A 14,223-nucleotide genomic window follows, 5' to 3' on the forward strand; every position below is an offset into this window, starting at 1 on the left:
TGGGGGACCGACTTGGTCGTCGTGGCCAGGGTGCGGGCGGCGGCCCGTCCGAGGCTCAGCGGGGCCTGGTCGGAGTCCACCGGGTCGGTGACAGTCACAGCGAGAACCACCTAATCAGTTCGTAGGTCAGGATTGGTAGCGAGGGTTGGTGGCGTGCCAGGTGAAGCCGCCGCCCATCCAGGAACGGACACCCACGAGGAACCGCTGCAGCTCCGGCGACGGCACCGCCATCAGCTCCCGGTGGCCGTCCTCGAACTCGTGGACGATCTTGTTGTGCAGCTCGACGGTGGCCTCGACCGCCTCCTCGACCGAGCAGCCCCGGTCCGCGGCGATCTGCAGGACCATGTTGCAGACCGGCTTCTCGTCGGCGGCATCCTTGGCGACCGAGTGCAGGTCGTTGACCAGCACCGACGCCGTCCCGGCCCGCATCATCGCCTCCCGCACGCGCGGGTCGTAGTAGTACGGCGCGGCCAGTTCGTAGCCGCCGACGGCGTCGACGAGGGTCATCGACGTGTAGAAGCTGTCGTGCTGGCGGGCCGCCAGGTACTCCCACGCGGGCGGGTAGCGGCCGGTGTGGCGCCACGCCGCATAGGCGTCCCAGCTGACGAACATCGCGAACGTCGAGTAGCAGACCCGCTGCACGAGCACCGGGGAGCCGTGCCGGCCCAGGTGGCCGACCGCCGAGTGCAGCCCGACGAGGATCGGGTCGGCCCGCAGCGCTTCGTCGAGGGGCGCCGAGAACTCCCCGGCCGGCGCGACCGGGTCCATGGCCGCCATGACGAGCGCCAGGCGTGGCGGCAGTTCGGTCGGCGCCGCGCCCAGCGCGCTGTCGTCGGCGTAGAAGTCGTCCGCCGCCCACCAGACCGCGTTCAGCTGCGCGGCGACGAGCAGCCGGTCCGGGTCGTCGCAGTCGGGGTGGGCGAGCATCACCAGCCTGCCGAACCCGGCGTGGGCGATCTGGTCGAGGCCTTCGCCGGTGAACCCGCAGTCCCCGGCCCACGCGACCAGCCGCCGGTCGACTTCCCCGGCGAGAGCGTCGTCGACGCGGCCCACGACCGGGCAGTACAACGGCGTCGCGCTGCCGTCACCCCACGGCAGGTACGCGTAGGCCGGATCCTGCCCGGGCGACGGCGCGAACTGGGTCGCGATCCGCGCCGCGGCCGTGCCGAGGCCGAACGGGCCCGCGAGCAGGCTCGCGGCACCCCCGGTGGTCCACTGTGGACACGTGGTCCCGGTCGTCATGGTGCTCTCCCTCGGCACGCCCGCCTCAGACGCGGTCGGCGGCGATGAGCAGGTAGTGGAAGCTGCCTTCGCGGTAGGCGGTCAGGAACGGCTTCTCGACCCCGGTGGCGACCGAGGACCGCTCCCGCAGCTCCCAGTACGGGATCGTCGCGGCCGTCAGGTCGACGACGTTGATCGGGACGAAACCGTTGTCCGCCATGGCCTTGAAGTAGTCGCCGCGGGCGTGGATGTTGCAGATGTAGTGCTGGTCGATCTGGCTGACCGCGCGCGACCGGCCGCCGGTCACGTCGTTGTAGCAGCCGGTGATGGTCACGTACCGGCCGCCGGGCTTGAGCTGCCGCGCGTGCTCGGCGAACAGCTCGTGCAGGTCGACGTACATCGTGCTCTCGTTGTTCCAGATGCCCTGGAACACGCCGGATTCGAAGCCGGTGTCGAGCATGTTGCGCAGGTGGTAGCGCACCGAGCCGTCGATCCCGCGCTGCCGGACGTGCTCGTTGGCGAACCCGACCTGCTGCTCGGAGATGGAGATCCCGTCGACCTGGCAGCCGAAGCGCTGGTGGGCCATGACGCTCGTGCCGCCGCGGCCGCAGCCGGCGTCGAGCAGCCGGTCGCCGGGCCCGATCGGGCCGAGGTGGTCGAGGAGGACGTCGGCCTGTGCGGTTTCGAGGCGGTGCATCTCGTCGATGATCGCCTGGTCGCGCCGGTCTTCGGGGGTGTCGAGGACGGCCGGGTCGTAGTCGCCGAGGCCGTAGTGGTGGTGGTAGAGACCGTCGACATCGCCCAGCCGGAGGTTCACCGGATCCTTTTCCGCGTTCCAGTAGTCGGCGACCGACTGCTGGTACGCGGTGCGGGTCACGGGCTGGTCGAGAGCCGTCATCGAGAAACTCCTCGTTCGTTTTTCCTTGGCGGGCAAGGAAACACACCGGGCGCCCGGCATCGTCCCCTCGCCACCGACGCTAGCGAGGAAAGATTCGCGGGGACAAGGAGCTTCACTCGCGCTGGCCGGGCGTTGCCCGTCTGGCCCAGCGGCACCTCTGCGCGGGGTGGTCCACGGTGGAGTCGTCGGCCTCTTTCGGGACCCTGTGCAACTCGTTGGGATGACGGGATGCGACCGTCGGTGTTCTAGGGGAGTGGCGCGCGGTTCTCGTCGAGCCCGGCGAGCAGGTCACCGTACTCGCCGACGCGATCCAGGACCTCGTCGGCGGTGAACGTCAGGTGGTTCACGTGCCGGCAGGCGCGGACCTCGTCCCACGTGACCGGCGTCGACACGGTCGGGTGGTCGCGGCCGCGCAGCGAGTAGGGCGCGATCGTCGTCTTCGCCGGGTTGTTCTGGCTCCAGTCGATGAAGACCCGGCCGGCGCGCTGCGCCTTGGCCATCAGCGCGGTCACCGAGTCCGGCGTCTCCCGCGCGAGCTGCTGCGCGAGCCGCTTGGCGTAGGCCGACGGCGCCGACGCGTCTTCGGTCCGGATGCCGCAGTACAGCTGCATTCCCTTGGACCCGGAGGTCTTCGCGTACGGCGTCAGCCCGTCGGCGGCCAGGGTGTCGTGGAGACGTTCGGCGACGCGGGCGCAGTCGACGACCGACGTCCCCGGCCCGGGATCGAGGTCGAACACCAAGCGGTCGGGTGGCTGCCTGGTCTCGGCGTCCACTGTCCACTGTGGAACATGAAGTTCGAGGGCCGCGATGTTGGCCGCCCAGACCAGGGCCGGGAGGTCGTCGAGGAGCGGGTAGTCGATGGTGTCGCCGCTGCCGCGGGAACCGGTACTGGGCAGCCGGACCATGCGCAGCCACGACGGGGCGCCCTGGGGAACGTTCTTCCCGAACCACTTCTCGCCGACGACCCCGTCGGGGTAGCGGATGAACGTCACCGGGCGGCCGGCGAGGTGCGGCAGCAGGATCGGCGCGATCCGCGAGTAGTAGTTGATCACCTCGCCCTTGGTGAACCCGTCCGCCGGGTACAGCACTTTGTCCAAATTGGACAAGGTGAGCTGCCGGTTTCCGGCCTGCACGAAGATCTTCCGCCCGAGGGGCTCGGGAGCCGGCGGCGCGACCGGTTCCGGGGTGCCGGCGCGCGGGGCGAGGACGTCGTCGGGCTTCTTGTCCGCCCGCAGCCCGCGCCACGCGGTGTGGCGGACGCGCCCGGCGCGGGTGAACTGGCGGTAGACGATCTCGCCGACGAGCCGGGGTTCGACCCAGCGGGCACGGACGGTGTCCTCGCGCGGTGGCGTCGTCACGAACGGGTGGGCGCGGCGTTCGAGCGGCTGGAGCTGCGCCATCAGATCGGCACGTGCGGCCTGGCTGAAGCCGGTGCCGACGTCGCCGATGTAGACGAGGTCGCCGGTGACGGGGTCGTGCGCGCCGAGCAGGAGACCGCCGAGGGTGCCGGTGAAGCTGCGCTGCCCGGGCCGCCAGCCGCAGACGATGACCTCCTGGGTGCGGATCAGCGGGTGCTTGAGCCAGGAGTCCGGCCGCTGTCCGGGCGAGTAGGCGGAGCGGCGCAGCTTCGCGACGACGCCTTCGTAGCCCGCGGACGCGGCGTGGGCCAGGAAGTCCGCCGGCGTGCGACGGTCGGCGGCGAGCTCGTCGAAGGTGACGGCGCGGACCACCGAGACGCGATAGGGATCGGGCATCGGCAGGCCGGCCAGCAGGCGGCGGCGTTCGTCGTACGGCTCCTTGAGGAGGTTGCGCTCGCCCAGCTGCAGGAGGTCGAAGGCGAGGAAGCGGACCGGGACGTCGTCGAACTTCACGGTCTTCGGGGCGCTCTGGTGCCGGACCCAGCGGCCACGGCGTTCCTGCATGAGCTCGAAGTCGATCCGGCCGTCGTCGCCGTAGACGACGACCTCGCCGTCGAGGTGGGCGGCCTGCCCGCCGAGGTCGAGGACGCCGGCCAGGTCGGCGAACTCGGCGGTGAAGTCGATGTTGTTGCGGCTGGTGAGCACGGTGGTGCCGTCCGGGGCGATCCGCATGGCGGCGCGGTAGCCGTCCAGTTTGTACTCGTACGCCCACTCGGCGCCGCTGCGCAGCCGGCCGCCGTCGGCCTTGGCCAGCATCGGCTCGACCCACGCCGGGACACGGGAAGCGTCGTGAGCAGCCATGCCGGACCTCCGTCTGTGCTCGTCAGACGGTAACCCGTTCGGCCTAGTTCTGCTCGGTTTCCGCAGGTGAAGGGTCTTTGAAGGCCGGCTCCCAGGTATCCGCGAGCGGCGCGCCCGGTGCGGTCGCCCAGCAGGCCGCGAGCAGGTCGTAGCCGAGGTGGACGAGCTTCGCGTGCGCGGGCCAGTGCCGCCGGGTCCAGGCGAGGTCGTTGTGGGCCGAGTCGATCGCGGCCCGGGTCGCGCCCTCCAGCTCGAACTGGAGGTCGCGCCGGTGGGCCGTCGCCGCCGGGCCGTGCGTGAGCAGGGTCCGGGCCGCGGCGCGGACGCGGGATTCGGTCCAGCGAAACGTCTCGCGGTGCGCGTTCGGGGCGAGCAGGTACTGCGAGAGCACCGCGAGCGCGACGCCGATCAGGGTCTCCACCAGGCGGTCGCGGATGACCGGGCCGACCGGGCCGGCCGCCGCGGCGCCGCCGGCCAGCAGCGCCACCGGCGTGATGAACACGACGGCCACCGCGTAGTTGCGCGGGACGAACAGCTCGATGCAGAACTGGAGCACGGCGACCGCGGCGACCAGCACGAGACCGGCGGGTTCGAGCAGGGACAGCCCGGCGAACACCCCGAGGCCGACGGCGGTCCCGGCGAAGCGCTGCAGGCCGCGGACGTTCGCGTGGACCCGGTCGGTGCCCTGCTGCAGGACGACGAGCGCGCTGAGGATCGCCCAGTGCGGGCGCGTCAGGCCGAGGGACGCGCTGAGGCTCCCGGCGAGTACGCAAGTGGCGCCCACGCGCAGGGCGGTCACGGTGGCGTGGGAGCGGAGGGACGCCGACCGCCGCAGCCGGTAGCCGACGCCGGGGCGGGGGAGGGGCAGCGTGTCGGTTTCGTCTCCGGTCGCGTCCGCGAAGCGCCGGTGGGCGGCGATGAGTGTCGTGGCGAGTTCGGATCCCGGGCCCTGGCGGGCGTCGTGGACCGCGTTCCAGGCCGCAGAGATCGCCGAACCGGCTGCGTGGCGTGCTTCCGCGCCGGCGGTTCCGGTCGCCGCGTCGACCGCCTTGATCGCTTTCTGCACGGCAAGGCGTTCCGGCTTGCTCCGCCCGACCATCGACACGATGACGGAGGACGCGCCGCCGAGCGCGGTGCAGCCGAGCAGGGCCGCGGGATCGGCGCCCGCTTCGGTAGCGACCAGGGCGCCGCTGCAGACGAGGGCGGCGAAGAGGGCACCGGGTGGTCCGAGGCGCAGGGCGTCGACGACGTAGACGGCGACGATGGCGACCGCGGTGACCACGACTATGACGGCCGCTTTGGTTCCGGCGCTTCCGACGGCCGTGCCGACTCCGGCCGCGAGCAGGAGCATGGCGGCGGCGGTGAGGACGACCTGGGCGCGGGCGCGGTAGGGGCGGCCTTCGCCGTAGAGGACGGCGAAGGCGCCGAAGGTGACGAAGAGGGCGACGTCGGCGTGCCCGGCGAGGACTGCCGCGGCACCGGGAATCGCGACCGCGGCGGCGGCCCGGAGCCCGGCGCTCCACCGGCGCCCGGCGGCGGGCAGGGCGAAGAGCAGGGCCCGCGACCGGACGACGCGGGGGAGCGGCTCTTCGGGCAGTTCGGACGGCACGGCTGTCATTCCAGCACGGGCAGGGATGGCGGTCCGGGTGGGGAAGCTCGGTGGTGAGCTTGGTCGCGGCGGGGTGAGTTCGGGAGCGGCCGGGGGTCTGTTGCGGTGATGGCGGGCTGGGGAGCCCGGCCACCGTGAGGTGAGCTGGGGAGAGGCCGCCGCGTGGCGGCAGCGGGATGCCGGGCGAGCTCGGTCAGCTCGTCGAAGTTCGGCTCGCGGAGGTCCGGTCCGCGGTCCGTGGCTGGCACATCGAGGGACTTCGAGCCTCCATTCACGGACTTCGGCTGTCTTCCCGGGCCGGCCGGTCGCGGGTTCGCTCAGGCGGGGAAGAAGTCTTCGACCGCGCGCTGGAGGGTTGCCCGCACCGTCTCCGCGTCGTCCAGCTCTCCGCCGTGCAGGGCGCCGTCGCGGAGGAGGACCAGGACCCTGGCCGCGTGGTTCGGCTCCGGGTGGCCCAGTGCCGCCGCCTCGCTGCGGAGGACCTCGAAGAACCACTGGCGGTGGTCGTCGATCACGCGGCGGACCTGGGACTCCGCGTCGGGGTACTCCGCCGCCGCGTTGAGGAACTGACAGCCGCGGAAATCCTCGCCGCACGTCGCGTCGCCCACCACCGCCAGTGCCGACGCCAGCGCTTCGCGAGGCGGCTTGCCCGCGCGGGCCGCGTCGACCGCCACCCGGATCTGCCGGCTCGTCTCCGCGAGGTACGCCGCCACCAAGTCGTCCTTCGTGGGGTAGTGCCGGTAGAACGTCGCCCGCGTCACGGACGCCTCGCCGACCAGGCGTTCCACTCCGACCGCGTGGATGCCCTCCGCGTAGAAGAGCCGGGACGCGGTCGCCAGCAACCGGTCCTTCGGGTGCACCTCGGCGGTCTTCATCCCGCGAGCATAGAGAAAGACTGGTCGTTCTGCCAGATCGGCTACGTCACATTGCCACGGCGTCTCCGAGTGGCCAGAGTGTGAAGACAGAAAGACCAGTCGTTCTCTCTGAGGAGCCAGCCATGAGCAAGCCCACCATCGTCCTGGTCCACGGCGCTTTCGCCGACTCGTCGAGCTGGACCGGCGTCGTCGCGAAGCTGCGGGAGCAGGGCTTCCCGGTCGTCGCGGTGGCGAACCCGCTGCGCGGCGTCGAGTCCGACGCGGCGTACGTCGCGGACGTGGTCAAGAACGTCGAAGGCCCGGTCGTCCTCGCCGGCCACTCCTACGGCGGCGCGCTGATCACCCGCGCGGCCACCGAGACGCCAAACGTCCGAGCGTTGGTCTACATCGCGGCGTTCCAGCCCGACGCGGGCGAGAGCGTCTTCGAGCTGTCCGGCCGCTACCCGGGCGCGAAGCTCGGCCCGGAGACCACGAACGTGCTCGTCCACGACGAGGTGCCCGAGCTGTCGATCAAGCCGTCGGACTTCGCCGAGGTCTTCGCGGCCGACGTCCCGGCGGAGACGGCCGCAATCCTGGCGGTGACCCAGCGGCCGGTCGCGCAGGAGGCACTGGCGGCCCCGTTCGAGGGCACGCCGGCGTGGACGAAGCTCCCGTCGTGGACGCTGATCGCCAACCAGGACAACGCAATCCCGGCGGCAGCACAGGAGTTCATGGCCGAGCGCGCGTCTTCGACGGTCCGGCGGATCGACGCTTCGCACGCGGTAGCGGTCTCGCAGCCGGAGACGGTGGCCGAGGTGATCACGGCGGCGGCCGACGCCACGGAGTGAGCTTGGCCGGTGCGGACCGGGCCTGTCCCGGTCCGCACGGCGAAGCTGTGCCATGGGCTGCCCCGCTGCCGGCGACGGTGGAGAATCAGCCCAGCAACGCCGGCACGGCCAGAGCGAGTTGGGCGGCGGCTGAGGAGAACCGGGCCGGTGCGGGTGCGGCCCGCGCGGTCCAGCTCGCGCCTGGCGCTGAGCCAGGCGACGCGGGTCGCCCGAGCCCAAAGCCGTGCGGAGTGCGACGTACCCGGGCGCCCGCGGGTCAGGCCGCTTCGATCCCGTCGATCTACCTGAGCGAGCACACGGCAGCGACGGGGATCGCGGTGGTGACGTCGATGGGCTCGTTCGCGGCCGCGGCGTCGCCGTCCCTGCTGGGCTTCATCCAAGAGGCGACCGGGAGCCTTTCGCTGGGGCTGGTGATCAGCGCGGGGATCGTGCTGCTCGCCGTGGTCGTCCTCCTGGTCGGCGTGAAAGCGAAGGACCTCAAGGAGAAGCACGGCTAAGTTGGCCGGGTGACCTTCGAGACGATCGCGCGGGTGCCGGCCGGGTTCCCGGTCGAACGCGTGCTGCCCCACCCCCGGTTGCCCCTGCTCGCCTGCTTCGACGCCGGTCGCCCCGCGGTCCACGTGCTGGACCGTGAGGGCGGCGAGCTCGCCGCGATCGGCGGGGCGCCTGCCTACGATCCGGCCCGCTCGTGGACGCGGCGCCGGCGGACGCCCGCGGCGGCCTGGCATCCGGAGGAGCCGCTGCTCGTGGTGGCGAACGAAGAAGGGACCTCGCGGTGGACACCGGCCGGGACGTCCACAGTGGACGTCCCGGCCGGCGCGGAGTACCGGAACCTGGCGTTCGGCCCGGACGGTGGCGCTCTGTGGGCGTCACCGTCGGCACGCTACGAGTTCCTGGTGTGGGAGCGGTCCGACGTCCTCGACCTCGCTTCGGGAACCGTCGAGTCCGCGCCGCTGTGGGACACCGGGGTCGCGGTCCACCCCGCCGGTGGTCTGGCGGCCACGCTCCGCAGCGACCAGGGCGCTTCCCTCGTGCTCTTCGCCGAGCCCGGCGCGGGACTCCACGACCGGGCCCTCGTCCTCGACGCCGACGGCTACCGAACCCCGGTCTTCAGCGCGGACGGGCGGCACTTCGCGATCCGGGGCAACGCCTACGAGGACTCCCTCGAGGTGTTCGAGTTCCCCTCGCTTCGGCGCGTCCTGGCGACCACCCTCAGCTCGGAGGACGAGGAGTCCTGGTCGCGGCACAACATCGCCTTCGCGACCCGGCTCTGGATCGGAACCCCGCGGGGCACCCTCGTCGAACTCGACGTCGACGGCCAGGACGCCGTCGAGCACGAACTGTCCGACGGCCCGGTGACCTCGCTCGCCACCGCGGCGCCGGGCGAGCTGGTCGCCGCCGCCGGTGCCGAGATCGTCTTCCTGGCAGTGCCGACCGCCGAGCCGGACGCGGGGGTGGTGGCGGAGTTCCTGGCCGCCACCACCGCGGTGCCCGAGGGCGAGACGGACTTCGTCCGCACCGACGGGACCCGGGACTGGGACGCCGAGGACCTCGCCGAGGTCACCACCGCGGAGTCCGGGGATCCGGCGTGGCTACGGCTGCAGGCGGCCATCAACACCGCGAGGCGCGACAGGGCCGAGTGACTCAGCGCCGCAGGGGCGTCTCCTCGTCCAGCCGCGACAGCTTCTCGGGGTTGCGTACCGCGTACAGACCCGTGATGAGCCCGTCGTCGATGCGCACCGCCAGCACGGTGTCGACCTCGCCGTCGCGGCGCAGCAGCAACGCGGGGTAGCCGTTGACCTGGGCCGCCGCCAGCGTCCCGTCGGCGAAGTTGCCCAAGCCGGCCGCCAGCAGGCGAGCCACGTCGGCAGCGCCCACGACCGGTTCCAGCACCGCCTGCACGACCCCGCCGCCGTCGCCCAGGAACACCACGTCCGGGGCCAGGATGTCCAGCAGGTGCTGGAGATCGCCCGTCTCGACCGCACGCCGGAACGCCGCCAGCGCGTCGCGGGACGTGGCGGGGGAGACGTCGCCGCGCGGCCGTCGCGCCGCCACGTGGGACCGGGCGCGGTGGGCGATCTGGCGGACCGCGGCCGGGTTCTTGCCGACGGCTTCGGCGATCTCGTCGTAACCCAGGTCGAACACTTCGCGCAGCACGAACACCGCGCGCTCGGCCGGCGTCAGCGTCTCCAGCACCAGCAGCATCGCCATCGAGACGCTGTCGGCCAGCTCGACGTCCTCCGCGACGTCGGGCGCGGTCAGCAGCGGCTCGGGTAGCCACGGGCCGACGTAGGACTCCCGGCGCCGGGCACGCGTCCGCAGCCTCATCAGCGCCAGGCGCGTGGTGATCCGGACCAGGTACGCGCGCTCGTCGCGCACGGTGGCCAGGTCCACGCCCGCCCAGCGCAGCCAGGTCTCCTGCAGGACGTCCTCGGCGTCGGCGGCCGAGCCGAGCATTTGGTACGCGACGGTGAACAGCAGGTTCCGGTGCGCGAGGAACGCCTCGGTGGCGGGGTCGGCCATGGTGGCTCCTCTTTCGGTCTCGCGGAGTTTCCCACCAGATGCTCTTCGGGGCCTTCGTGTGACCGTGACCGTCGTCACTGTCACGGGGCGGGGGTGGTCCGGCATCTCGTGGTCGTCCGTTCCGCGAACCCGAAAGAGGAACCATGGAACCCCGTTTCGCCCTGACCGGCACCGAAGTCGGCGCCAAGTTCGCCAAGCGGTTCGGCACCGCGAGCCTGGCGATCATCCAGTCGGCGCTGCCGAAGGTCACGCAGGAGCTGGTGTCGCTGCGCGTCAGCCAGATCAACGGCTGCGGCTGGTGCGTCGACATCCACACCAAGGAGCTGGCCGCGGCCGGGGAGTCCGCGGTGCGGATCAACCTGGTCGCCGCCTGGCGCGAGGCCACGGTGTTCAGCGAGGCCGAGCAGGCCGCGCTGGCGCTGGCCGAGGAGGGCACCCGGATCGCCGACGCCCATCCCGGCGTCTCCGACGACACCTGGGACCGCGTCCGCAAGCACTACGACGACGAGCGGACCGCCGCGCTGGTCGCGCTCGTGGCCCAGATGAACTCGGCCAACCGGCTCGCGGTGATCCTGCACCAGAAGGGCGGGTCGTACGAGCCCGGCATGTTCGGCTGAGGAGTTCCGGCCCGGGAGCGCGCGCTCCCGGGCCGGTTCGTGCTTCGCTGGAGGCATGGGCAAGGCGGAGCGGTGGAACCGGTACTGGGACCGCAAGTCGGCGACCTACGACGCGGAGATGGGCGTCTGGGACCGCCGCCTCTTCGGGGACTCGCGGGAGTGGGCGTGCGGGCAGGCCACCGGCGAGGTGCTGGAGGTCGCCGTCGGCACCGGGCTCAACCTGTCCTGGTACCCCGACGGGGTGACGCTCACCGGGCTCGACCTGAGCTCCGGGATGCTCGAGCTCGCGCGTTCACGAGCCGGCGACCTCGGCCGCGCGGTCACCTTGCGGCAGGGCAGCGCGCACGAGCTGCCGTTCGCCGAGGCGGCGTTCGACACGGTGGTGTGCACGTTCGGCCTCTGCGCGATCCCGGACCCCGCGACGGCGGTGGGCGAGATGGCGCGCGTCCTGCGTCCCGGCGGGCGGCTGATCCTGGTCGACCACGTGGCCGGCTCGTCGTTCGTGGTGCGCGCCGCGCAGTGGCTGGTGGAGCTGGCCAGCGTCCCGTTGGCGGGCGAGCACTTCCGGCGGCGGCCGTTGAAGCTCGTGGAGGCGCTCGGGCTGCCGATCGAGCGGCGGGAGCGGTTCAAGCTGGGGCTGGTCGAACGGCTGGTGGCCCGGAAGGCCGGCTGAACAGCTCGGCCAAGGGGCTCTTCTCGAAGTCGGCCAGCAGGGCCGCGACGTCGTCGTAGATCGCGATGGCGCCTGCCTCTTCCAGTTCCGCCGCACCGACCCCGCCTGAGAGCACAGAGATCGTGCGCACGCCGGCCTTCGTGGCGGCTCGCACGTCCCAGACGGCGTCGCCGACGAAGATCGTGTCTTCCGGGGCCGTGCCGGCCTTCTCCAGCGCCACGAGCACCGGTTCGGGGTCTGGCTTGGTCGCCTCGACGTCGTGCCCGGCGACGATGTCCCGCACCACGTCGTCCACGCCGAGGACCCGGCGCAGCTCGTCCAGCTCGTCGGGACCGGCCGACGTCGCAAGAACGACTCGCACGCCTTTCGCGGCCAAGGCCCGGATCAGCTCCGGGGCGTGGTCGAACGGCCGCAGCAGCTCGGCCGTCTCCAGGTAGAAGCGGCTGTGCAGCTTCTTCACCTCGTCGCCGACGCGCTTGGCGTCCTCGTCTCCCAGGAGCGTGCTCAGCAGCTTGCCGGACCCCTTGCCGAGCGCGCGGTGCACGCGCCAGGAGTCGACGGGCCGGTCCAGCGTGTGGAACGCCCGCCGCCAGGCGTGGACGTGCAGGTAGTTGGAATCGACGAGCGTGCCGTCGACGTCGAACAAGACCGCGGTGGCGATGGTGGGCTCCTTCCCGTGCCGGATCGGCGAGTACCCGGGCGTGGGCCGGCGTACACCCGGGGTTTGAGCGGTCCCGGACCGGCTATCCCTATTGTTCGGCCGGTTCCGGTCGACCAAGGAGGTGTTCGCCGTGCTCGCCCGGCACAGCTCGGTGCGGATCGTTCCCCGCTACGGTGCGACGACGACGGCGGCCGTCGACGGTGTGCTCGATCAGACCACCCGGCCACTCCTCAAAGACGGTCTGCTGGCCTTCGCGGCGGAATCGCCCGACGGCCTGCTCGTCGACATCCAGCACCTCGAACTCGCCGATCCGGCGCTCGTCGGGGTCTTCGCGCTGGTCGCGCTGCGGATCGGCGATTGGCCGGCCATTCCCTTCGCGCTCGTCACCGGGCGGGACGACCAGCGCGCGCTGCTGGCCGGCCAGGCCGTGCCGGTGTACCCGGACGCCCGCTCGGCGGAAGCCGCGCTGAAACGCCCGGAACGCCGGCGTGCCGGGCGGGTGCCGGCCCGGACGTCGGCTCGCGCTCGCGGGTTCGTCCGCGGGGCCTGCGACCAGTGGCAGGTGCCCGAGCTGGCCGAGGACGCGGAGCTGATCGCGACCGAGTTCGTCGAGAACGTGTTGCGGCACACGGACTCGGTGCCGCGGCTGGCGATGGAGCTGCGCCGCGGGAAGCTGACCGTCGAGGTGGCCGACGAAAGCCCGCGCCAAGCGGTGGTCCGCGAAGGGCTCGATCCGATCGAGGCGGGGCTCGGGCTGCGGATGGTCGCCAAGGTCGCGAAGACCTGGGGGAGCAGCCGGTGCCGGTCCGGCGGCAAGACCGTGTGGGCCGTGCTGCGCCGGCGCTGAGGCCCGCGTCACGTCCGGGAACACCCGCGTTTCCCCTGCGTTGTAACGGATACAGGCTCCCGCCTCCGCTCGCAGGTACACCCCCAGCCTTCGCCGAGCGGGGGCGGGTCTTCGTCTACTGTGGACGCCGGAAGTCGCGTTCGGATTCGACGTCGCCCTCGGGCGTGTGGACCACGTGCCCGACGCGCCGCTTCTTCGCGATCAGCCGGCCGGACAGCACGGCGTCGGTCCGGCGCGGAGACGTGTTCGACGCCCGCCGCCCGCCTTCGACGCGGTTCTTCCAGAGCCCGTCCTCGAAGTAAGTGTGCACGTCACCCTCGGCCATGGCGCCCCCTCCCGGAGTCACCGGCGGTATTCCCGGGGACGCGCCGGACAAACGTTCAGGCCAGGCCGAGCACCCGGACGGCGTTGTCCTTGAGGATCAGCGGCCGCACCTCGTCCTTGAGATCGAGGGCGGCGAAGTCGGCGAGCCAGCGGTCGGGGGTGATCACCGGGAAGTCCGAGCCGAACAGCACCTTGCGCTTGAGCAGCGAGTTCGCCGCGCGGACCAGCTGCGGCGGGAAGTACTTCGGCGACCAGCCGGACAGGTCGATGTACACGTTCGCCTTGTGCGTCGCGACCGAGATCGCCTCGTCCTGCCACGGCACCGACGGGTGCGCCAGGATGATCGTCAGCCCCGGGAAGTCGGCGGCGACGTCGTCGAGCAGCATCGGGTTCGAGTACCGCAGCTTGATGCCGTGCCCGCCCGGCAGCCCGGCGCCGATCCCGGTCTGCCCGGTGTGGAACAGCGCCGGCACGCCCAGCTCCTGGATGGCCTCGTACAGCGGGTAGTGGCGGACGTCGTTCGGTTCGAACGCCTGCAGGCTGGGGTGGAACTTGAAGCCGCGCACACCGTGCTCGGCGACCAGCGCCCGCGCGCGGCGCACGGCGGCCTTGCCCGCGTGCGGGTCGACCGAGCCGAACGGGATGAGCACGTCCGCGTGCTCGGCGGCCGCGTCGGCGATCTCCTCGCTCGAGAGCGCGGGGTGCCCGGTCGCGGCCGGCGCCTCGACGGTGAAGACGACGGCGGCCATGTTCCGCGCCCGGTAGTGCTCGGCGATCGCGGTCACCGTCGGCGTGCGGTCCTGATCGGCGCGGAAGTACTTCGCCGACGCGTCCAGAAGCTCCTGGTCGAGGGCGAAGCAGCCGTGCCCGTCCTGCTCGACGTGGGTGTGGACGTCGATGGCGGTCAGTGCGGAAAGATCCACGGGAGC

Annotated in this window: 15 protein-coding genes; 6 read left to right on the plus strand and 9 right to left on the minus strand. The window is 72.1% G+C overall.

Annotated features, from left to right (window positions below; all coding sequences use genetic code 11):
- Window positions 1-126 precede the first annotated feature (126 nt).
- The 5 genes from QQ657_RS07235 to QQ657_RS07255 form a co-directional block, all read right to left on the minus strand.
- Window positions 127-1,242, minus strand: coding sequence for a family 2 encapsulin nanocompartment cargo protein terpene cyclase (locus QQ657_RS07235; RefSeq protein ID WP_284741298.1), 1,116 nt, complete (start codon window positions 1,240-1,242; stop codon window positions 127-129).
- 25 nt (window positions 1,243-1,267) lie between these two features.
- Window positions 1,268-2,119, minus strand: coding sequence for a geranyl diphosphate 2-C-methyltransferase (locus QQ657_RS07240; protein ID WP_284741299.1), 852 nt, complete (start codon window positions 2,117-2,119; stop codon window positions 1,268-1,270).
- Window positions 2,120-2,364: 245 nt separating this feature from the next.
- Window positions 2,365-4,338, minus strand: coding sequence for a DNA ligase D (gene ligD, locus QQ657_RS07245; RefSeq protein ID WP_284741300.1), 1,974 nt, complete (start codon window positions 4,336-4,338; stop codon window positions 2,365-2,367).
- Between the two features lie 43 nt (window positions 4,339-4,381).
- A complete protein-coding gene (locus QQ657_RS07250; RefSeq protein ID WP_284741301.1) occupies window positions 4,382-5,947 on the minus strand; it encodes an FUSC family protein in 1,566 nt (521 codons plus the stop codon).
- Window positions 5,948-6,264: 317 nt separating this feature from the next.
- The gene (locus QQ657_RS07255) at window positions 6,265-6,822 is read right to left on the minus strand and encodes a TetR/AcrR family transcriptional regulator (protein ID WP_284741302.1); all 558 of its coding nucleotides are present in this window, start codon (window positions 6,820-6,822) and stop codon (window positions 6,265-6,267) included.
- Between the two features lie 122 nt (window positions 6,823-6,944).
- Here QQ657_RS07255 and QQ657_RS07260 point away from each other — a divergent pair, with 122 nt between their 5' ends.
- The 3 genes from QQ657_RS07260 (at window position 6,945) to QQ657_RS07270 (ending at window position 9,292) form a co-directional block, all read left to right on the plus strand.
- Window positions 6,945-7,649 (plus strand): alpha/beta fold hydrolase, encoded by a 705-nt coding sequence (locus tag QQ657_RS07260; RefSeq protein ID WP_284741303.1) that lies wholly within the window; start codon window positions 6,945-6,947, stop codon window positions 7,647-7,649.
- A 230-nt stretch (window positions 7,650-7,879) separates the two neighbouring features.
- On the plus strand, window positions 7,880-8,146 hold the full coding sequence (locus QQ657_RS07265; RefSeq protein ID WP_284741304.1) for a hypothetical protein: 267 nt from the start codon (window positions 7,880-7,882) through the stop codon (window positions 8,144-8,146).
- 9 nt (window positions 8,147-8,155) lie between these two features.
- The gene (locus QQ657_RS07270) at window positions 8,156-9,292 is read left to right on the plus strand and encodes a WD40 repeat domain-containing protein (RefSeq protein WP_284741305.1); all 1,137 of its coding nucleotides are present in this window, start codon (window positions 8,156-8,158) and stop codon (window positions 9,290-9,292) included.
- A gap of 1 nt (window position 9,293) precedes the next feature.
- Here the strand turns inward: QQ657_RS07270 and QQ657_RS07275 are convergent, their stop codons facing one another.
- Window positions 9,294-10,172: an RNA polymerase sigma-70 factor gene (locus QQ657_RS07275; RefSeq protein ID WP_284741306.1), complete on the minus strand. Its 879-nt coding sequence runs from the start codon at window positions 10,170-10,172 to the stop codon at window positions 9,294-9,296.
- A 143-nt stretch (window positions 10,173-10,315) separates the two neighbouring features.
- On the opposite strand from QQ657_RS07275, the gene QQ657_RS07280 reads away from it, so the two are divergent.
- Both QQ657_RS07280 and QQ657_RS07285 read left to right on the plus strand, forming a co-directional pair.
- A complete protein-coding gene (locus QQ657_RS07280; protein ID WP_284741307.1) occupies window positions 10,316-10,789 on the plus strand; it encodes a carboxymuconolactone decarboxylase family protein in 474 nt (157 codons plus the stop codon).
- Window positions 10,790-10,844: 55 nt separating this feature from the next.
- Entirely contained in the window at window positions 10,845-11,462 is a 618-nt protein-coding gene (locus QQ657_RS07285) for a class I SAM-dependent methyltransferase (RefSeq protein WP_284741308.1), read from the plus strand.
- Here the strand turns inward: QQ657_RS07285 and QQ657_RS07290 are convergent.
- Complete coding sequence (locus QQ657_RS07290) at window positions 11,416-12,108, minus strand: HAD family hydrolase (RefSeq protein WP_284741309.1); 693 nt, start codon at window positions 12,106-12,108, stop codon at window positions 11,416-11,418. The genes QQ657_RS07285 and QQ657_RS07290 overlap by 47 nt on opposite strands.
- Window positions 12,109-12,253: 145 nt before the next feature.
- On the opposite strand from QQ657_RS07290, the gene QQ657_RS07295 reads away from it, so the two are divergent.
- Entirely contained in the window at window positions 12,254-12,970 is a 717-nt protein-coding gene (locus QQ657_RS07295) for an ATP-binding protein (RefSeq protein ID WP_284741629.1), read from the plus strand.
- A 115-nt stretch (window positions 12,971-13,085) separates the two neighbouring features.
- Here QQ657_RS07295 and QQ657_RS07300 read toward each other — a convergent pair whose 3' ends face one another.
- Together QQ657_RS07300 and couO are read right to left on the minus strand one after the other, a co-directional pair.
- Window positions 13,086-13,295, minus strand: coding sequence for a DUF2188 domain-containing protein (locus QQ657_RS07300; protein WP_284741310.1), 210 nt, complete (start codon window positions 13,293-13,295; stop codon window positions 13,086-13,088).
- Between the two features lie 55 nt (window positions 13,296-13,350).
- Window positions 13,351-14,217, minus strand: coding sequence for a 4-hydroxyphenyl-beta-ketoacyl-CoA hydrolase (couO, locus tag QQ657_RS07305; RefSeq protein WP_284741311.1), 867 nt, complete (start codon window positions 14,215-14,217; stop codon window positions 13,351-13,353).
- Window positions 14,218-14,223: the final 6 nt, after the last annotated feature.

It is taken from the genome of Amycolatopsis ponsaeliensis (assembly GCF_030182635.1).
GTDB lineage: Bacteria > Actinomycetota > Actinomycetes > Mycobacteriales > Pseudonocardiaceae > Amycolatopsis > Amycolatopsis ponsaeliensis.